The sequence below is a fragment of the Chryseobacterium sp. CG10_8 genome, assembly GCF_058117085.1.
The window spans coordinates 1-18,385 of sequence record NZ_JBYVEB010000069.1 but is presented as its reverse complement, the minus strand read 5'-3'; the positions used below and the strand labels follow the sequence as shown (position 1 = coordinate 18,385).

The window sequence follows — 18,385 nt, the reverse complement described above, 5'->3', positions numbered from 1 at the left end:
ATTAAAAAAACGCCTTAGTTTCCTAAGGCGTTTCAAGTTTTTTTTGGTTGAAATCTCATCATTCATTCATCATTCATCAACCATCAACCATCTTAATTAGTATCTGTAATATTCTGGTTTGTAAGGGCCTTGTACTTCAACACCGATGTATTCTGCTTGCTCTGGAGAAAGGGTTTCCAATTCAACGCTTAATTTCTTAAGGTGAAGTGCAGCTACTTTTTCATCCAAATGTTTTGGCAACATATATACTTCGTTTTTGTATGCTGCTGAATTGTTCCAAAGTTCGATTTGAGCTAAAGTTTGGTTAGAGAAAGAGTTACTCATTACAAAACTTGGGTGACCAGTTGCACATCCAAGATTAACCAATCTACCTTCAGCAAGGATGATGATTTCTTTACCTTCAATAGTGTAGATATCTACTTGTGGCTTAACTTCAGATTTTGTAGCTCCGTAGTTTTTGTTTAACCAAGCCATGTCAATTTCATTATCGAAATGTCCGATATTACAAACGATGGTTTTATCTTTCATTTTTAGGAAATGTTCTCCTCTTACGATATTGAAGTTTCCAGTAGTTGTAATGATGATATCTGCATTATCAACTACAGTATCTAATCTTTTTACTTCGTAACCGTCCATTGCAGCTTGTAGTGCACAGATTGGATCGATTTCTGTAACAGTAACGATAGAACCTGCTCCTCTGAAAGAAGCTGCAGTTCCTTTACCAACATCACCATATCCACAAACAACTACTCTTTTTCCAGCCAACATAACGTCAGTTGCTCTTCTTACTGCATCTACAGCAGATTCTTTACAACCGTATTTGTTATCAAATTTTGATTTTGTAACAGAATCGTTAACATTGATTGCAGGCATTACCAAAGTTCCGTTTTTCATTCTTTCGTACAATCTGTGTACTCCAGTAGTCGTTTCTTCAGAAAGTCCTTTGATGTCTTTGGTGAATTCTGGATATTTATCAAAAACCATATTGGTCAAATCTCCACCATCATCCAAAATCATGTTCAATGGTTTTCTGTCTTCTCCAAAGAAAAGCGTTTGCTCGATACACCAGTCGAATTCTTCTTCGTTAAGTCCTTTCCAAGCATAAACAGGGATTCCAGCAGCAGCAATAGCAGCAGCAGCATGGTCTTGAGTTGAGAAAATGTTACAAGAAGACCAAGTAACTTCCGCACCAAGAGCAACCAAAGTTTCGATTAATACAGCTGTTTGGATTGTCATGTGAAGACAACCAGCAATTCTTGCACCTTTCAAAGGTTGAGAAGGACCGTATTCTTCACGGATAGCCATCAATCCTGGCATTTCAGCTTCAGCTAAAGTAATTTCTTTTCTTCCCCATTCAGCGAGGGAAATATCCTTAACTTTGTAAGGAATGTATTGTGTAGTCGTTTCCATCTTTTTTCGAAAAAATTTTTGCAAATTTACAAACTAAATCTCGCAACTCAAAATATGCCTTTTTTTCAAGACTTTACAGACGATAATGCGACAATTTTATTCTGGAAATATGATGAAAATTGTGATGATTTTGACCATCAAGAATTGATTGAACCAGATGATTTTGAAAAGGTAGAAAAATACCATCCTAAAAAATTAATTGAGTTTTTGATGATTCGGAAGATGTTGAAACTCGCTTTGCCAGAACATCGAATAAAATACAAAACTGAAGGGCAACCCTATCTTTTTCCGAAAGATGCCTTTATTTCCATTACGCATTCGTATCCATTTGCTTCCTTGGCCATTTCGCAGAAGCGTGTCGGAATTGATTTGGAGAAAATAATGCCTAAAATTTTAAGAGTAAAGCATAAATTCCTTTACGATACCGAAATTTCATGGACTGAAAACGAAAATGAAGTTGAATTCTTAACGATTATCTGGACTATTAAAGAATCTTTGTACAAACTTCATCCGTCAAAATATTGGTCATTGAAAAGACATTATGAAGTTTATCCATTTGAATTAAACCAGTTGGATAGTATTAAATGTAGGGTCTTTGATGAAGATTTTGAGGATGTGTATGAAGCCAAAGTCATCAAGATTGAAGAATTTTATTTCGCTATTGTAGAGGAAAATCATCAGATTAACTTCAAGATACCTCGCGATTAGTGTCTAACTTTCTTTGAAATATTTTACGATGGCTTTTCGTTGCTCGGATACTACATCTAAAAGTAAGTCCAATAATTCTCGAATGTTATTGATTTCTGCTAAGTGCGAAATTCTGCTAAGGTCTCGACGGTCATGAAATTCGTTTTCTTCAATTTCGTTTTTTCGTTTTAACAAAAGTTCGTCCACCGAATCTTGCGGTTCTGTAATTTCTGTTTTTTCGACCGTTTTCTTTTCATTGTTAAGCAAATCAATGACTTGTTGCATTTGGTTCTCGATGTTTTGATTCCAATTTTCAAAATCAATTTCTGGAAATTGACTTCCTGAATCAGAATATTGCGACAACGATGCAACATAAGCGGTGATCAGATGCGAAGTTGTTGCAAATTGATGAACTGCTTCTAATTTTTCCCGTTGATTTTTTGGGTCAGAAATCATCCGTTGGAAGTTGTCCGAAAGGTTGGCCATGCTGATGATAGCATTTTTTCGTGCAATCTTATATTGTTGAATTTCTGTTGGCTGTGATTGGAATTTTTGCATGACAACTTGAAAATATTTCAAATTGTCTTTAGCCGTCTTTTTCATCAATTCGAGGTTTTGCTCATGTTCCCACACTGGGAGAACAAAATAAGAAACCAAGAAAACCAATACTCCCGCAATCAAAGTATCCAAAATACGATCCTTGAAAATCAAATTTACATTTCCTGGATTCAAAAAATTGAATGAAATAAAAATGTAAATCGTCATGAAAAAAACCGCCCAAGAGTATTTTCCTTTTAAGAATGCGAAACAGAGAATCATACTGGAAAGCAAAATGGCTAAAAGCACAGCTCCATTATCAATATAGATTAAAAGAAGATAGGCAACCACAGCGCCACCTATAGTTCCGTATAGTCTGAGAAGATTTCGATGTTTTGTCGTGCTGTAAGCTGGACGCATAATCGCAACAATAGTGATGAGAATCCAATATGCATGTCCGATTCCAAGAAACTCAAACCTTGAAATGGCATATCCTAAAAGCATAGCTAACGTCAAACGAATGGAGTGCCGAAAGTGAAGAGACTCAAGAGAAAAGTTATTGATAAGGACTTTGAGATTTAGCTTTTCTTGCTTTGGTACAAATTTGTCATAATCCAAACCGGTAGAAAGACTTTTGGCTAATTTTTGATCTTGAGAGAAAACCAAAAATATATTTTTAACATTGTCTTTCATCTCTCGTAATCTCAGTAAGACCATCCGCAAGGTCATGAAATTTTCAAGATTATCTGCCGACATTTTTCGATTGCGAAGCTCAAAATATTCATTGGCAACCTTTTCTAATTCGATATCAATATCAGGATTTATAGTTGCACGTTGTCCGCTTTGTAAAGCAATACCAATTCGGGATACCTCTTCTGAGATCATAATTAAAAAGTCATGGATGTACTCCATTACTTTTTCGTCACCATAATCCTCCTGTAGCTTTTTGTAATCTTGATCTGTGGTATATAATTTTTCGTAAAAATCAATGGAGTTAAGGAACATCAACATCAATATTCGACTAGTAGTAGTGGATTCGTTGACTATTGTTCTTGTTTTAAAGACAACTTCTCTGGCATCTTCTTGAAGGTTTTTGATGACAATTTGCTTGGAAATAATGTTTTTGTAAATAGCATCGATATCCGCATCTTTTTGGTAAAAACCTGCTTTAATTTTGATGTAATCAGCCAATTCAATGTAATTTTCACCGATCAATTGGCTGGCTAATTTGTAGGGTTGAAGAGTGGTTACAATCATAAAGATGACTAAGAACCACACAGCACCTGCAGCGAATATTATTAAACTTCTTAAAATTTGATCTCCAACAAAATTTCCATCAATAAAGATCGAGAAAACGACTAAAGTGAGTCCTCCAACCTGTGCTAATCTTTGACCATAGACTCCAATCATAGAAAAGAATATTCCGAAGATGATGATTTCGAAATAGATAAGAATGGGAAGGTCTTTTAATACACTTGCAATTCCTGCAACGGAGACAAATAGGAAAATGGCGAGAATTAAAGCATTCCTTCTTCTGATAAAAGGGCCAGCTTGATCAGTCAGTCCAACGAAACTTGTTGCAAGAGGGAAGAGGAAGTACTCTTTTAACAATCCGAAATACGCCAATATGATACTCGGGATTACGATGGATAAGGCAATTCGTAAGCCAGAATAAATGTATTGGCTGGAAATAAACTTCTTAAGTTCGGAAGCGTAGTTCATATCCGGAAAGAAAAATATTAGTAATTAATTGCAAAAATAAAAAAGTCCTCGCAGTTGAGGACTTTTTTATTATGATTTATGCCATAAGCATTTTAGTAATCTTGAGCATTGTAGGTTTCGTCACCAATGTGCCATGTAAGTCCAAAACGCAATGTATTATCAAGGGAAGTATTGATTTTGGATGTATTAATGAGATAAGAAACATCTAAAGAAAGTACTTTGTACTTAAGTCCAACACCTGCAGTTGCAAACTGTCTGGCTCCTTGTTCTTCACTTTCATGGAAGTAACCTGTTCTTACAAAGAAAGCATTATCATACGCGTACTCCAATCCTCCAGAAAGCATGATACTTTTTTCATTTTTGAAAGATTTTCCGATTCCTGCCATAACGCCTACATTCGGGATTTCGTATTGACCAGTAACAGCGTTATAGTCAATAGCTCCTGGAACTAAAAGTTTAGAACCTTCAGCACTAAATCCGATTCGGTTAACATCATCTAAGAATAAATCATAACCAATACCTAATCTAGCCATTGTTGGAAGATAAGATCTTGATTCGTCGTCACCTGTATAATCTAATTTAGGTCCAAGATTTTGAATTGCAAAACCCGCGTTTACTTTATTGTCCATTCCTCCTGGCCCTGAAAATCTAGGAGATGTATAATAACCGGAAATATCAAGCGCAAAACTGTTGGCTGGTTTTAAAGTAGTATTGGTGTTGAATCCTCCAGCTAAGTCAGATCTGATATATCGTGCCGTAATCGCTCCTGAGAAACTATCAGCAAATTTAATTCCATAGGCAACATCTAGTGAAAGTTCATTAGGTGAAGCAGTACCTTGATCAATAACCGAGTTATCTGCACCTAAACTTCTCAAATCTACTTGTCCCATATTGAAATAGTACAAACTTGCAGAAATAGTAGATCGCTCTTCTTGACCAATAAATTTATAATAAGAACCATAAAGCAAAAAAACATCATTGGTTAATTTACCCATGTACGGAGTGTAGTTAACACCTAACCCAGAAGTTGTTCTGCTAAAAGGATATTTTGCAGCGTTCCAAAATTGAGAATATACATCTGGAGATGTTACAACCCCTTGATCACCCATTCCAGCAGATCTAGCATCAGGAGCAATTCTTAGAAAGGGAGCCCCTGTAAGAACTGGACGAATTTTGCTATAATCTACTTGTGCAGAAACGGTTAAACCACAACCTATACCTACTCCTAATAAGAGAAGTTTTTTCCTGAAATTCATATAGTATCTTATTTTATTTTCCAAATATATAAATTATTTTAATATGACCATCTTTTCAATTGCTGTTGCACCACCTTTACACTTGTCTTGGTTTTGGCTGCGAGCATATATTTTGAAGATGTAAGTTCCTTTACCAACAGCATCTCCATAATCGTCTTTTCCATCCCATTCGATCGCTTGTCTAGGTGTTCTATAGCCTTCTAAGAATGGTTCCGCGGTCACGGTTTGTGAAAAAGTTTTAACTAATTTTCCTGTTATTGTAAAAATCTGAACATTAACATCCAAAATATCATCACAATTATGCTCAAACTGAATGTAAGTCTTGTCTGTAAAAGGATTCGGCCAATTTAATAGTCTATTTACGATTAGATTTTGATTAGTTTCATCCTTTACTACAAAGTTTAACGTAGCAGTTGTAGAATTATTGTTGATATCCCAAACTTTAAATGTAAGTGTGTGTTCTCCAGGAACAAGATTTCTGAAAGGATAAGTAACATAACCTTTCTGATAGTCTTTCAAATCAGGATTTGCGCAACCAAAACCCTCGCCCGAAGAGAAGAAATCATTGAGAACAATTGTATTCATTATTTCTCCATCTAGGTAAACAGTGATATCGTGTCCAATTCCTGCGCCCGTAGAATTAATTCCTGTGTCATCGGTAATGCAAGCGAGAAGCATTGGATTTTGATCTGTAATTCCACCGTTTGCAAAGTTGGTATTGTTCATATATAGGTGAACCTTCGGTGGTTGATTGTCATTGATTCCATCGGGATTAATTCCTCCGATTTGATAGGAGATATTATTAAATACATCAAATTCGTTGTTGTCAGCATAAGCCAAAATTCTACCTTGCCCAATAGTGTAGTTAATATCATAAGGAGCATAAAATTCAACAGTAAATAGACCATTGGCCACAGTTCCAGTTGCTTTTACAATGGCGCTTCCTTCTTCGGTATAGTGTAAAACTGGTGTTAAATCCCCATCATTATTAAGCGTAACCTTATTAAGTCTTTTATCAAATATATTAATAACCGCCTTTCCATTGAAGTTGGTATTAAGTGTTCCGTCTGGTTTATTAACGTGACCTGTAATGGTTACATAATCCAAAGCTCGTATTGTGTTAGGAGTTGGAGTTTGGATGTTATCAATCACCAAATATCTTTTTGGTCTGGCCAATTTCATTGCAGGGTCACCAAGATAATTAACTTTTAAATGATTGATGTTATTTCCGTATGTGAGTTTGGCATTAAGGAAGGCGTCTCCAAGATGATTAAAATCATCAGAATTGAGTGCGAAAATTCTATTAACAAAAGTTCCTGTAAATTGTTCACCATAATCGACATTAATTGCGCGGCTGGAAGTAATCATTGCAGAAGAGCCTCCGTTCTCATGTTTGATTACTTGTTCTCCTGCGGAAAATACGTTAGGCTCATCCCAAAGACAAAATTCGCACGTAATGGTTGACATTACTGGAAATCTACTGTAGACACTAGAAAAATTATTAAATGCTTGGATATCGCTTGAAGATAGAACTCTTTCTTGTGCCCATCCGTTCGGTCCACCATGTCCAAAGTAGTACATAAACAAGGAGTTTCCGATATCGTTAGAAATTGCTTGGTTTACTTGCGGATAGGTAGGGCCACCAGCAGAACTTTGCTGTACAAAGGAATCAAAGTATAATTTTCTAATATTATATTCTGGCTTATCCGTTGTTCCCTCAAAATTGTTAACCAATGCAGCGTTCATCAAGTTGTGAAAAGGTGTACCGTTGTCTTTATTGTCATCCACAAGGAAGTCCATTTTCATTCGCCATACTCCAAATGGGGTTGATTGACCAGAAAGACTGTTGTTATAGGCTAACACTTTGTCAATCATCGTCTGTGCCTCTGTTACATTTGCTGCAGGAATTCTTCCTATTGGTACATCAGGAATAATGCTGCTAATGTAGTTATTGGTTTGTGGTGCGGTCATGACAAAATAATCGTCAGTAACAAATGAACTTACAAAATTTCCACTTTCCTCACTTTGGTATCCTGGAACAATATTATAATTGTTAGGGGTTCTGTTCTTGAAATCAAATGTAGCATCTCCCAAAATGAAAACATATTTTAACGTTCCTAGAGGAGAATTAAGATGAGTTACAAAATCTCGAATCGCTGTAAGGTCTTGACCTCCGCTACTGTATTCATTGTAAATTTTGTTGATATCCACGATTTCTGTGGTATACCCATTGACCGTCTGGTGGTAGTTGGCTAAACGTTGAGCTTGACCAAAAAACTCTGGTTTTGTTAAGATGAGGTAATCAATATTTTGCAGTTGTTGCAGATTTTGGTTACTTACACTTCCTACAAATGTAGGAGTATATGCTGCGTCTGCTCGAAAAGCAACAAATTCGTTATTGAAATATAGATTATTGGTAATGTAACCAAAGTTGAAGTTTGAACCGGAGGCTTTGTTGATTCTTCTGTTGGCATTAGTCCAATCGGAAACGTCCCAAACTTGTTCTACACTCGATGCATTAGAAATAGCGAAACCATAACTTTGTCCAGAGCCACTAACTAGAGAGAAATCACGAAAATTCATTTGGCCACCATTGAAGCTAAGGTTTTCTTTATACTGTATTTCGGTATAATCAATATAAAAGAGTCCGTAAGGATTATTAGAAATGTTGGGAGTGTAATTAAAAGTTACCGTATTTCCAGAAATTGTAGTGCTACTTCCAGTAAAAGGAATTCTTGCATAATTTGCTGTACTTCCAATGCTAGCGCTGTTACTATTTCCACCGTTTAAGTTAAAGCTTATACTGTTTCCTCCAGAATTGTAACCTACAACCTGCGTTCTAAAACGAACTTGATCTCCTAGTTGAATAGTTGAATTAGTGTTAAATGTAACTGTTTTTGTACTTGTAAACGGAGTATTTTCGACCCACACTTTTCCTAATTTTAAAGGATTGAATTCATCATTATCAATATATTGGTAGGCGTCATATCGCGAAATTAGATTTGCTGGTAGGCTTGCATCTACATCGGTTACTCTTTTTCCTGGACCTTTATCAAAATTAATGTAGTAATATGCGTAATCCTCATAAATGTTTTTAAGATGTTGGGGTGTATCATTCCGAGTTTCACGTCTTTTATAGCCGTTTCCATTAGATCTATCATAAAGATTATATCCAGTAGGGCCTTGTGCATAAAACAGCGCATAATCTCCGTCGTTCCAAATGCCATCGTCTTCTCCTACAACTTGTATTGCATTTTCCTGCAACGCATCGTACTTAATATCTTGGTTGTGCTCGGGTAATAAGATACCACCATTTCCATAGATTCTAAAGTTTTTTGGATTAATATTGGAAGGGTTGATCCCATTGCTTTGAAGGAATTGAGTTGTAATCTTGAAAATTCCTGATTTATCCACTTTAATTTTGTAAAAGCCTCCAGAAACAAGAGGGTTGTCGGTTGTTCCAACTTTTTGAAAATTGGTAACATTCATATTAGTTGGAACAAGATCAAATGAAGAAAGCCTTTTGAAACTTCCCTTTTCACTTTTGAAAAGACCAACAGTAATATAGGCGATTCTGTTGCCTTCGAAAAACTTGTACGAGATTCCATAGCTATCCTCATTTTTCACAAGGTTTCTATCAAGGTCAAATAATTCTGCCTGAGAAACATTTTCCCACTGCATATTAGAAATTTTTAAATCTTTTTCACCAACATTTTGTTTGATATTAATAAAAACATTATTTTGGTCGGACGAAAAGCCTTCATTAGTAAAGTGGGGGAGATTTCTTTTCTCAATACCATAATCTATTGTTTTGGAGCCGTTCCAATTAATTTTTATGCTTTGAGATAACAAAAACGGACTGATTAACCCTAAAAAAATAATGGATAATAAATTCTTCATACTTCGATTTGTATAATCTTTTACAAAATAAACGAAAAAATATAAATTATGGTATGATACAATAAAATTAATTTGGTGTCGTTTTGCAAAAAAATCAATTATTTACTTGATTAATTAATAAAATTATCATTTCTTTGTACTTTGAAAATATTTATATCAACTATGAGAAAGTTAAAGTTGTTTTCATTAATAGCAATAAGTTCTGCGTTAGCATTAACCAGTTGTGGAGGCTCAGGTAGCGGTGGTGGATCAAAAAAATTCACGAGTAAAACCGGTTGGAAGCCAAACGATTCGAAAGGTTGGTTCTTTTCTGGAAAACCACAGAATCAAAAAGGTTGGCCAGGGATGGTTTTTGTTGAAGGTGGTACCTTCACGATGGGTCTTGTGAAAGACGATGTAATGCATGATTGGAATAATAGTCCTCACAGAATGCAGGTTAGCAACTTCTATATTGCTGAAACGGAAATTACCAATTACGAATACCGAGAATATATCACTTGGTTAAAATATGTTTTCCCTCCATCTGATCCTGAGTTTAGAAATATCTATAATGGAGCTTTGCCAGATACACTACTTTGGGATAATGAGTTGTCTAGAAATGACAATTCTGAGAGATACTTCCGTGCACCAGAATACGATTATTACCCAGTAGTGGGTGTTAGTTGGTCTCAAGCAAACAAGTATTGCGATTGGTTAACTGATAGAGCTAATGAAAAAGCTTTGATGGATGCGGGTGTTATTTCCAAGGATTTCTATATCAATGAAAATAACAACTTTGGTGGAGCAGCTTTCAATATGGATAAGTTCAAATCTAACGATCCTGAAATGATGGCTTATATTAATAAGCAAAGAATGGAGCAGCGTTCTGGGATGAGCAAGTCTGTTAATCAAAGAATTCGTGAAGCTAATGGATCTCCTAATGCTGTAATGGTAGAAAGTTTTAGATTACCAACTGAAGCAGAATGGGAATTTGCGGCTTTAGCAACTCAAAAAAATAGGGAGTACAATAGTATTGAAGGAAAAGATCCTAAGATTGATAATCTAAGTAAAAAAGGTATGTATCTTGAAAACTTCAAGATGGGTACTGGTGACTATTCTGGAGTACCAGGGTGGAAAAATGATGGGTCAGCTGAGACGGCTTATGTTAAGAAGTATCCTTCTAATGATTTAGGTCTTTATGGTATGTTTGGTAACGTTGCGGAATGGACTGCTGATGTATATAGACCAATCATTGATGCTGATTACAACGATTTCAATTATTATAGAGGAAGTGCACCTCAAAAGATTTTGAGAAATGGTGACGGTACTTATAAGAAAATTGATAACGGAGATGTTAAGTATGATACTTTAGCTGATGGTAGAGTAATCTATAGAAATCTTCCTGGTCAATATCAAAGAGAAACTATTGCAAATCACAGCAATTTCAGAGATGGAGATCGTATTTCTTCTCTAGATTATAGAAGTGCTGGAGATAGCGCGGATACAAACTTCAGTATGTACAACGCTCCAAGAAGAAACTTCTTAGTTGATGGAAGTGGTAGAGTAATTATGGAAAAAGATAAAGGTGCTAGAACATCTGAAGTTTCTAATTACATAAGAGTTGTAAAAGGTGGTTCTTGGAAAGATACAGCTTATTGGCTGGATCCAGGGCAAAGAAGATATAAAGATGAAGCTAAAGGTTTTGGATGGATTGGTTTCCGTGTTGCTCAAAATGCTGTTGGAGATAAAACAAGCAGAACTAGAAGATAAAATTAATCTGAAAATATTACAAAAACCTTCCAATTGTTTGGAAGGTTTTTTTATTTTTGAAGTATGAATGTAGAGCAATTTTATTCCATTTTTCTGAAATGTAACAAAGTCACTATTGATAGTCGAAAGATTGAAAAAGGAGATTTGTTTTTCGCTTTTTCTGGTGACAATTTTAATGCGGCTTTGTTAGCAGAGCAAGCTGTCAACGATGGAGCCTTGTCTGTCATTGTCGAGCAAAAAGAATTTGAAAATATAGAAAGAAATATTTTTTATGTTCCTTCAACTTTAGAATTTCTTCAGCAATTAGCTTTACATCACAGAAGTCATTTAACAATACCTATTATTGGTCTTACAGGAAGCAATGGTAAGACAACAACCAAAGAATTAATACATGCCGTTCTTTCAAAGAAGTTTAATGTACAGTACACTTTTGGTAATCTTAATAATCATATTGGTGTCCCATTGACCATTCTTTCGGTCAGAGAACAGCATGAATTAGCAGTTGTTGAAATGGGAGCTAATCATCAAAAAGAGATTGAGTTATTGTGTAGAATAGCTCAACCTAATTTTGGATATATTACTAATTTTGGGAAAGCTCATTTAGAAGGCTTTGGTGGTTATGAAGGGGTAATAAAAGGCAAGTCAGAATTGTACGAATACTTAATGTCACATAATCAAGTTATTTTGGTGAATCAGAATGATGCAATTCAGTGTGAAAAGACCGCTGATTATATACCTAAAATTACATTTGGGACTCCTGATTCCGATTATTATTTTTCCAGTTTTATGAAAGATAATTTTGTAGGGATTACTTATCAGGGAGAAGATGCGCAGTCTCAATTGACAGGAGGTTATAACTTCACTAATATATCTGCAGCGGTTAGCCTAGGTCTGCATTTTGATATCGATTTTCAGTTAATTAAAGAAGCGATAGAATCATATACTCCAACTAATATGAGGTCTCAAATCAAGAAAATTGGAGACAAGACTTTGGTATTGGATACTTATAATGCTAATCCAAGTTCTATGGCTGAATCTCTTAAGAATTTTAGTCAGTTCGAAGGCTCCAAAACCGTTATTATTGGTGATATGTTGGAATTAGGAGAGGAAAGTTTTGTCGAACACCAAAAGATTCTTGACCTAGCAAAAGAGCTCGAATTTGACGAAATTATTACCGTAGGGACCCACTTTCTAAAGTTGGGGCATGCGCGGTCATTTGATACCTCTCAGAGTCTTCAGGAGGAGTTAATCAGGAATAAAATTACTTCAAATAATATTTTATTAAAGGGCTCTCGTGGTATAGCTTTGGAAAAGGTGATTGATTTTCTGTAACCTAAACAGCTTTACTTTCTTCCAAAATGAGTTTGATGTTTTGAAAAGTCAATGGGAAAACAACCTCTTTAATTTGAGAATCGTTTTTCCAGTCTACTTCTGTAATCCCCTCTTCAACTTGCGGTTTTGCTTCATTGTTGCCAGAATATTGCATGTTGAACCAGTGAGTAGCCTTCAAAACAAGTTCTCCTTTCTTTTCGCGATAGATGTGAAATGTGGTATTAATAAAGTCTTTTAGGGTCAGGTTGGTTAGTCCAGTTTCTTCATTAACTTCGCGTACGGCTGCATCTTCAATGGATTCTCCCTTTTCGATTTTTCCTTTGGGAAGGTCCCATTTTCCAAGTCTTTTGATGAAAAGAATATTCCCTTTGTTATTTTTTACCACTCCACCTGCAGCTTCGATAACCCGAAACATCGCTTTGAAGTCGTTCCACATGAAGTCGAAGTCGTCAAAATAGACGTTGAGTTCTGGGCAGGAAGTGTTCTCCAAAAGGTCCAGCGCCATCTCAATAGTAGCGTGATTTTCGTAATGGAGATTCTTATCCATGCCTTGCGGAACAGAAGAGAGTAATAATTTTTTTTCGTTCACAAAAACTTTATACATTTGCACAACACATCTTTTAAACTACAAAAATATAAAAATGAATTTAGAAGGACGAAAAATTACCGTAAATAAGCCGGTAAATGAATTAGTAGAACTTTTAAAGTATCCTGAAAACTATAAAGAGTTGATGCCAGAGGGACTTCAGAAATTTGAAGCAAATGAAGAAGGTTTCAAATTTTCATTGAAAGGAATGCCAGAAATTGCTCTTAAGATAGGAGAGGTTACCGAAAAGCAAGCAGAATTGAAGTCTGCAAGTTCTTCTTTGGATTTTACTTTAAAGACGATGATGAACGCTCTTAGCGATGCTCAAACGGAGGTTCAGATGATGTTCGAAGGAAAATTCAATCCATTTATTAAAATGATGGTGGAAAAACCACTTCAGAACTTTATTAATACTTTGACAGACAAAATTGAAGAGAAATTTTCGTAGTCTTCGTTTAGGAAAAGAATAATTTAAGACGGGCTTTGTGCTCGTCTTTTTTGTTTTAAACCAATAAACCCGTACAATGGTCTGCTGAACTTCCCGTTGCTGATGAAAGTACATTGTTCTCGTTATTGAGTCTTAGAACTCCCATCAATGCAAAAATGAGTGCTTCTTTGAAGTCGATAATCTTTGGTTGAGGGATAACGATTTCGCAACTGGTCTTTGTACGTATTTTTTCGATTAAAAACCGATTGTAAGATCCACCTCCAGTGAGTAGAGCATTTTGTAATCTATAATGATTAATTGTGTTGGCAATTTGTTGCGCGGCATGTTCTGTGAAAGTCGCCAGTGCTTCGTTGATTTGCAGTGGTTCTAAGAGAGGGAAAATATGCTCTTTTACCCATTCGATTCCGAGGGATTTTGGTGGAGTTTTATCATAAAATTCTAAAGAATTGAGCTGAGTAAGTACATTTTCGTTGATTATTCCTGACATTGCCAATTCTCCGTTTTGGTCATAGGCTTGGCCTAGTTTTTTTGCATAAAAGTTGAGAACGATATTAACTGGAGAGATGTCGAATGCAATCCTCTTCCCATTTTTACTTAAAGAAATATTAGAGAATCCTCCCAAATTAATACAAGCATCATATTCACTAAACAGTAATTGGTCACCAATCGGAACCAAAGGCGCTCCATTTCCTCCCATCAGAACATCTTGACTTCTAAAATCATATACTGTTGCAATGTCCGTCAACAATCTAATCGCTCGACCATCTCCGATTTGCAATGTGTACTTTTTCTCTGGTTGATGAAAAATGGTGTGACCGTGGGAAGCAATAACATCTAGCTTTTTGATATTTTTTCTTTCGATAAAATCTTTGACCTTTTCGCCGAGATAAAAACCGTATAGAGAGTTTAACTCCTGCAATTCGGGGGCGGAAAAATTAATGGCATTTCGCAACTTTTCTTCCCAAATTTCAGAATATTTAATCGTTTCTGATTCTAGAATGGTGAAATTCCAGCTGTTATCTCCGTTTTTTTGAAATTCCACATAGCAAATATCCAAACCATCAAGGCTGGTTCCAGACATCATTCCTATGGCGTGAAAATTCATTTTGGAAGAGTTTGAATTTGATTATTTTGACATTTCTGGAATTCCTCCTTTTGGAATATTCTTAGTTCCTGAGTTATTGTAGAAGTAGTACTCTGAGAAGTCGTCTTTTGCCCACATTCCACCAACGCTGACTTGGGTTGAGCCGTCTTTATCGGTGACGAATACGGTGTCCTTGGTGTAAATTTCGTTCTTTTTTTGATTCCAAAATACAGATTGAGTCGCAAATAATTGACCTTCGGAAGTTTTTATTTTTACATTTCCTCTAGCTTCGTAGAACTTTTTTTTCTCAGTTATTTTGGCATAATTAGCTTTGATACTTCCTGGTTTTTTTGGATTTTTTTTATCAAAAAACTCGATAAAGATTCCTTTCCTGGTTTCAACATAAGGAGTGTCAACAAGTTCGTATTCTTCTATGAGTGGAGCGGTTGCACGCAATTTAACAAATCCTGAATCTCTTTGGATTATTTTTGCATTATGTATAATTCGGGATGCAAAATTTGTCTTTTTATTTTGCTCTTTTGTTTCTGCTAAATCTTCTTCGCACGATACCAAAAAAAGGACAAAACCAAAAAGTAATGTCCAATTTATTATTCGTCTTTTCGAAACTAATTTCATCTTAATCGTAGTAAGTCTTACCAAACCATTTATCAGCAAAATTGATTCCTATCTTGAAGTTTACAAAATTTTGTCTCACCAAATTGTTATCTAAAGTACCTCTCTTACCGAACTCTAACCCTAAATCAAGACCACTTGTTCTATTTTTGAAAGGAAGAGTTGCGCCAAGGTCAAAACCGAACTTGTTGATGCTGTTATCGTTAATATTAAGGTTCCCTCTTTCGTAAAACGCACCATATCTATAGATAATTCTCGATAAGTAACTTCTAAAGTTATTAGCATTAGGAAGGTACCAACCTCCAGCTGCTATTCTATAAGAATCTTGATAATGATAATCTCTTCCGTGGAAGCTGATATCTCCACCTTTTCTATAGTCTACTTGAGAACCAACAAACCATCTTGCAAATTGTCCATAACCTACACCAATAGAAGCTTCTGCAGGGATTAGGTTGGTTTCTTTGGTGACTACTTGCTCAATAATTGACTCTTGTTCCTTCTCAGATGTTGTTGTATTGTAGTAGTAGGTTGAGTTGGTATAAGTGGTCTTCATACCTCTGGTATTGCCAAAAGTTGAAGTAGCACCAATTGTTAACCTTGTATCATCTTCGTACTTCTTCTGATAAGTAGCACCCAAAGTGAAGTTAAAGCTGTTAACTTCTGTTTTGGTTTCGTATCCGTTGATTAACTCGGAGTCACTTCTTGTAACTTCATCCATTTCGTAAAGGCTTCCGAAATATAGGTTTGCTCTACCACCTAAACTAAATTCTGGAGTAATTTGGTAAGATAAAGCCGCTTGTGCTGTATTGATGGTCCCTTTTCCTTGAAGACTGTTAGCTTTGATCGTAGTATTGTCGCTTAAAGTTTCCTGTAAAAGGATTCCGTATCTCTTAGAACTGTAAGGTTGGTAACCAAAACCAAATTTAGTCTTTTGCGAAAGTGGAAAAGCAATAGAAATATTGGATAAATAAGTCGAACTCTTTTTTCCTTTGTAATTATTGAAATCAGAACGGAAAAAGTTGTTTTCATTAGAGGTCTCAATCTTAATCGAAGTCAACTGAAGATTCTCGTTAGCAGCAGGATTACGAAAGTTAAAAGTGTTTCCAAAGTCCGTAATATAAGCAGTTGAAATACCTCCCATTGCGGAATTTTCTACTGTGTTGTCATACTTAATATCTCCAATTCCTATCGCAGCATAGGGAGAGTTTCCCACATTTTGAGCTGCTATCGATGCTCCCAAGCAAAATAGAGATAATACAAAAATCTTTTTCATTCAACGTTTATATAATAAAGCGCAAATATCTTAAATATTAATTGATTGAAGAAATTTGTTTGGGTTAAAGTTTGTTAAGTAAATCCCCATAAATAATAATTTTTTATAAAACTATCTTGTTTCTACTTGATTATAAAATGGATTTCGAGTACATTTGAAACATGAATTGGGAACTTATTGCGGGACAAGAACCCCTCAAACAGCAACTGAAAAAGTCCATACAAGAGAATCGGGTAAGTCATGCTCAACTTTTCGTAGGAAAGGAAGGTTACGGAACTTTACCTCTGGTGTTGGCGTACGCTCAAGAGATTTTGAAATCAGAAAATCCAAAGGCAGAATCCAAGGTTTCTGGGCTTAACCATCTTGATTTGCATTTTAGTTTTCCTGTTTTTTCCGAAAAAAATGTGTCTTTAAGCCAACGTCTTTTTCCAGAGTTTCGAAAGATGGTTCTCGAAAATCCTTATATGGGATTGGGTGATTGGACGGGCTTTCTAGAGTCCGAGAACAAACAATTTTTTATCTCCGTTGATGAGATCGAAGATAGGCTTCAGAAGTTGTCTCTGAGGAGTTTTGAAGGAGGTTCTAAGATTTTAATTATTTGGAGAGCTGATAAATTAAACGAAAAAGCAGAAAATAAGTTTCTAAAATTTCTAGAGGAACCGCCAGCTAAAACATATATTTTTCTTATTGCTGAAAGTACCAATGATTTCCTTCCAACGATTTTGTCTAGGACACAGTTGGTAGAAGTCCCAAGATTGAGTGACGAAGAGATTACTGCGTTTATTGAGAAACAAGAAAAATTTAACTCTAGTAATCTCAGTGAAGTGGTCTTTAGGTCTCAGGGTGACCTCAATGTTGCTCGCAAAATTTTGGAACAGGATCAGTCGTCAGATGAGTTTGAAGAGCTTTTTATTCAATGGGTTCGAGATGCTTTTCAGGTGAAGAAGAGACCCATCTATCTCAAAGAGATTATTAAGTGGGCACACAATATTTCTAGTTGGAATCGGGAGAAGCAGAAGAAGTTTTTAGAATATTGTACTGAAACCTTTCGTCTTGCTTTGTTGCAGTCTTACGGAAGCCAAAATTTAGTTTATAAAAAATTGGATTCTAATGGTTTCAAATGGGATTTTTTTGCTAACTATATTCACGGGAACAATATCCAAAGTATTTTGGAGGAGTTAAGTTCAGCAGATTATCATTTGGTTCGTAACGGAAGTCCGAAGATTATTTGGACCGATTTAGGGATTAAACTTTCTAGGTATATACATCAAAAGCCATAAGAAAAAACGCTCAAAAAATTGAGCGTTTTTTCTTATTGGTAAAGTTCTAGGTCTAGAAAATTATTTCTCTTTCTAATTTCCTTTTCAGCTTTATTTCTTCCTTCTTTATAGAATTCCTGAGTATTTAGTTCTTTTCCATTAGCATCAAAATATCGAAAATTTGTGTTTTGGGGATTTTGAATTGCAAATTGCTCCTGCCAACCAATGGGATTTTTTCGAAACTCATTCCATTTTTTATTGAATTTTTCCCTTGTTGTTTCGATAGGTGTGATGTATTTGTTGGTTATATTCGAGGTTCGGTTGTTGGTTTTAAAGTTAGAAATTAGTTGAAATGAATGTGCTTGATTAGAGTCTTGCAATTCTATGATAAGACCGGGTAAGTTGCTGAAAATATAAGGTCCGTCTTGTATTGGTATATCGTTGGTAAACCATGCAATCCAGTTCCTTTTTCCATAAGTTATCGTTGCTTTCTGGCAATTGTAATTTTG

Annotated in this window: 14 protein-coding genes; 5 read left to right on the top strand and 9 right to left on the bottom strand. The window is 35.5% G+C overall.

Annotated elements, in window-relative coordinates; all coding sequences use genetic code 11:
* Window positions 1-96: 96 nt before the first annotated feature.
* Window positions 97-1,410: an adenosylhomocysteinase gene (gene ahcY / locus AC4AGG_RS11390; RefSeq protein WP_489772126.1), complete on the bottom strand. Its 1,314-nt coding sequence runs from the start codon at window positions 1,408-1,410 to the stop codon at window positions 97-99.
* Between the two features lie 54 nt (window positions 1,411-1,464).
* Here ahcY and AC4AGG_RS11385 point away from each other — a divergent pair, with 54 nt between their 5' ends.
* A complete protein-coding gene (locus AC4AGG_RS11385) occupies window positions 1,465-2,118 on the top strand; it encodes a 4'-phosphopantetheinyl transferase family protein (RefSeq protein ID WP_489772125.1) in 654 nt (217 codons plus the stop codon).
* Between the two features lie 3 nt (window positions 2,119-2,121).
* Here AC4AGG_RS11385 and AC4AGG_RS11380 read toward each other — a convergent pair whose 3' ends face one another.
* The 3 genes from AC4AGG_RS11380 to porU form a co-directional block, all read right to left on the bottom strand.
* Entirely contained in the window at window positions 2,122-4,356 is a 2,235-nt protein-coding gene (locus AC4AGG_RS11380; protein WP_489772124.1) for an FUSC family protein, read from the bottom strand.
* A 92-nt stretch (window positions 4,357-4,448) separates the two neighbouring features.
* On the bottom strand, window positions 4,449-5,612 hold the full coding sequence (gene porV / locus AC4AGG_RS11375) for a type IX secretion system outer membrane channel protein PorV (RefSeq protein ID WP_489772123.1): 1,164 nt from the start codon (window positions 5,610-5,612) through the stop codon (window positions 4,449-4,451).
* A 33-nt stretch (window positions 5,613-5,645) separates the two neighbouring features.
* Window positions 5,646-9,512, bottom strand: a complete 3,867-nt coding sequence (porU, locus tag AC4AGG_RS11370; protein ID WP_489772122.1) for a type IX secretion system sortase PorU — start codon at window positions 9,510-9,512, stop codon at window positions 5,646-5,648.
* A 162-nt stretch (window positions 9,513-9,674) separates the two neighbouring features.
* Here porU and gldJ point away from each other — a divergent pair, with 162 nt between their 5' ends.
* Window positions 9,675-11,261 carry a gliding motility lipoprotein GldJ gene (gene gldJ, locus AC4AGG_RS11365; protein ID WP_489772121.1) on the top strand — a complete coding sequence of 529 codons (1,587 nt, stop codon included), beginning with the start codon at window positions 9,675-9,677 and terminating at the stop codon, window positions 11,259-11,261.
* A gap of 63 nt (window positions 11,262-11,324) precedes the next feature.
* Window positions 11,325-12,593, top strand: coding sequence for a UDP-N-acetylmuramoyl-tripeptide--D-alanyl-D-alanine ligase (locus AC4AGG_RS11360; RefSeq protein ID WP_489772120.1), 1,269 nt, complete (start codon window positions 11,325-11,327; stop codon window positions 12,591-12,593).
* Window position 12,594: 1 nt separating this feature from the next.
* Here the strand turns inward: AC4AGG_RS11360 and AC4AGG_RS11355 are convergent, their stop codons facing one another.
* Complete coding sequence (locus AC4AGG_RS11355) at window positions 12,595-13,197, bottom strand: NUDIX hydrolase (protein WP_489772119.1); 603 nt, start codon at window positions 13,195-13,197, stop codon at window positions 12,595-12,597.
* Window positions 13,198-13,234: 37 nt separating this feature from the next.
* Here AC4AGG_RS11355 and AC4AGG_RS11350 point away from each other — a divergent pair, with 37 nt between their 5' ends.
* Window positions 13,235-13,627 (top strand): SRPBCC domain-containing protein, encoded by a 393-nt coding sequence (locus tag AC4AGG_RS11350; RefSeq protein WP_489772118.1) that lies wholly within the window; start codon window positions 13,235-13,237, stop codon window positions 13,625-13,627.
* Window positions 13,628-13,682: 55 nt separating this feature from the next.
* Here AC4AGG_RS11350 and AC4AGG_RS11345 read toward each other — a convergent pair whose 3' ends face one another.
* From AC4AGG_RS11345 to bamG, 3 genes are read right to left on the bottom strand one after another with little or no spacing between them, the layout of a single operon-like run.
* Window positions 13,683-14,732 (bottom strand): anhydro-N-acetylmuramic acid kinase, encoded by a 1,050-nt coding sequence (locus AC4AGG_RS11345; protein WP_489772117.1) that lies wholly within the window; start codon window positions 14,730-14,732, stop codon window positions 13,683-13,685.
* A gap of 21 nt (window positions 14,733-14,753) precedes the next feature.
* Window positions 14,754-15,347: an LPS export ABC transporter periplasmic protein LptC gene (gene lptC / locus AC4AGG_RS11340; protein WP_489772116.1), complete on the bottom strand. Its 594-nt coding sequence runs from the start codon at window positions 15,345-15,347 to the stop codon at window positions 14,754-14,756.
* Window position 15,348: 1 nt separating this feature from the next.
* Entirely contained in the window at window positions 15,349-16,617 is a 1,269-nt protein-coding gene (gene bamG / locus AC4AGG_RS11335; RefSeq protein ID WP_489772115.1) for a BamG family beta-barrel-assembly machinery protein, read from the bottom strand.
* 161 nt (window positions 16,618-16,778) lie between these two features.
* Here bamG and AC4AGG_RS11330 point away from each other — a divergent pair, with 161 nt between their 5' ends.
* A complete protein-coding gene (locus tag AC4AGG_RS11330) occupies window positions 16,779-17,897 on the top strand; it encodes a DNA polymerase III subunit (protein WP_489772114.1) in 1,119 nt (372 codons plus the stop codon).
* Between the two features lie 32 nt (window positions 17,898-17,929).
* Here AC4AGG_RS11330 and AC4AGG_RS11325 read toward each other — a convergent pair.
* On the bottom strand, window positions 17,930-18,385 hold a 456-nt coding region (locus tag AC4AGG_RS11325; RefSeq protein WP_489772113.1), incomplete at its 5' end, for a GLPGLI family protein.

Bases quoted from the DNA above. Each gene is read 5' to 3' on its own strand.
- AC4AGG_RS11330 (WP_489772114.1), top strand. From the start codon at position 16,779: ATGAATTGGGAACTTATTGCGGGACAAGAACCCCTCAAACAGCAACTG.
- AC4AGG_RS11360 (WP_489772120.1), top strand. From the start codon at position 11,325: ATGAATGTAGAGCAATTTTATTCCATTTTTCTGAAATGTAACAAAGTC.
- AC4AGG_RS11350 (WP_489772118.1), top strand. From the start codon at position 13,235: ATGAATTTAGAAGGACGAAAAATTACCGTAAATAAGCCGGTAAATGAA.
- AC4AGG_RS11385 (WP_489772125.1), top strand. From the start codon at position 1,465: ATGCCTTTTTTTCAAGACTTTACAGACGATAATGCGACAATTTTATTC.
- AC4AGG_RS11355 (WP_489772119.1), bottom strand. From the start codon at position 13,197: ATGTATAAAGTTTTTGTGAACGAAAAAAAATTATTACTCTCTTCTGTT.
- AC4AGG_RS11345 (WP_489772117.1), bottom strand. From the start codon at position 14,732: ATGAATTTTCACGCCATAGGAATGATGTCTGGAACCAGCCTTGATGGT.
- porV (WP_489772123.1), bottom strand. From the start codon at position 5,612: ATGAATTTCAGGAAAAAACTTCTCTTATTAGGAGTAGGTATAGGTTGT.
- porU (WP_489772122.1), bottom strand. From the start codon at position 9,512: ATGAAGAATTTATTATCCATTATTTTTTTAGGGTTAATCAGTCCGTTT.
- gldJ (WP_489772121.1), top strand. From the start codon at position 9,675: ATGAGAAAGTTAAAGTTGTTTTCATTAATAGCAATAAGTTCTGCGTTA.
- AC4AGG_RS11380 (WP_489772124.1), bottom strand. From the start codon at position 4,356: ATGAACTACGCTTCCGAACTTAAGAAGTTTATTTCCAGCCAATACATT.
- bamG (WP_489772115.1), bottom strand. From the start codon at position 16,617: ATGAAAAAGATTTTTGTATTATCTCTATTTTGCTTGGGAGCATCGATA.
- lptC (WP_489772116.1), bottom strand. From the start codon at position 15,347: ATGAAATTAGTTTCGAAAAGACGAATAATAAATTGGACATTACTTTTT.
- ahcY (WP_489772126.1), bottom strand. From the start codon at position 1,410: ATGGAAACGACTACACAATACATTCCTTACAAAGTTAAGGATATTTCC.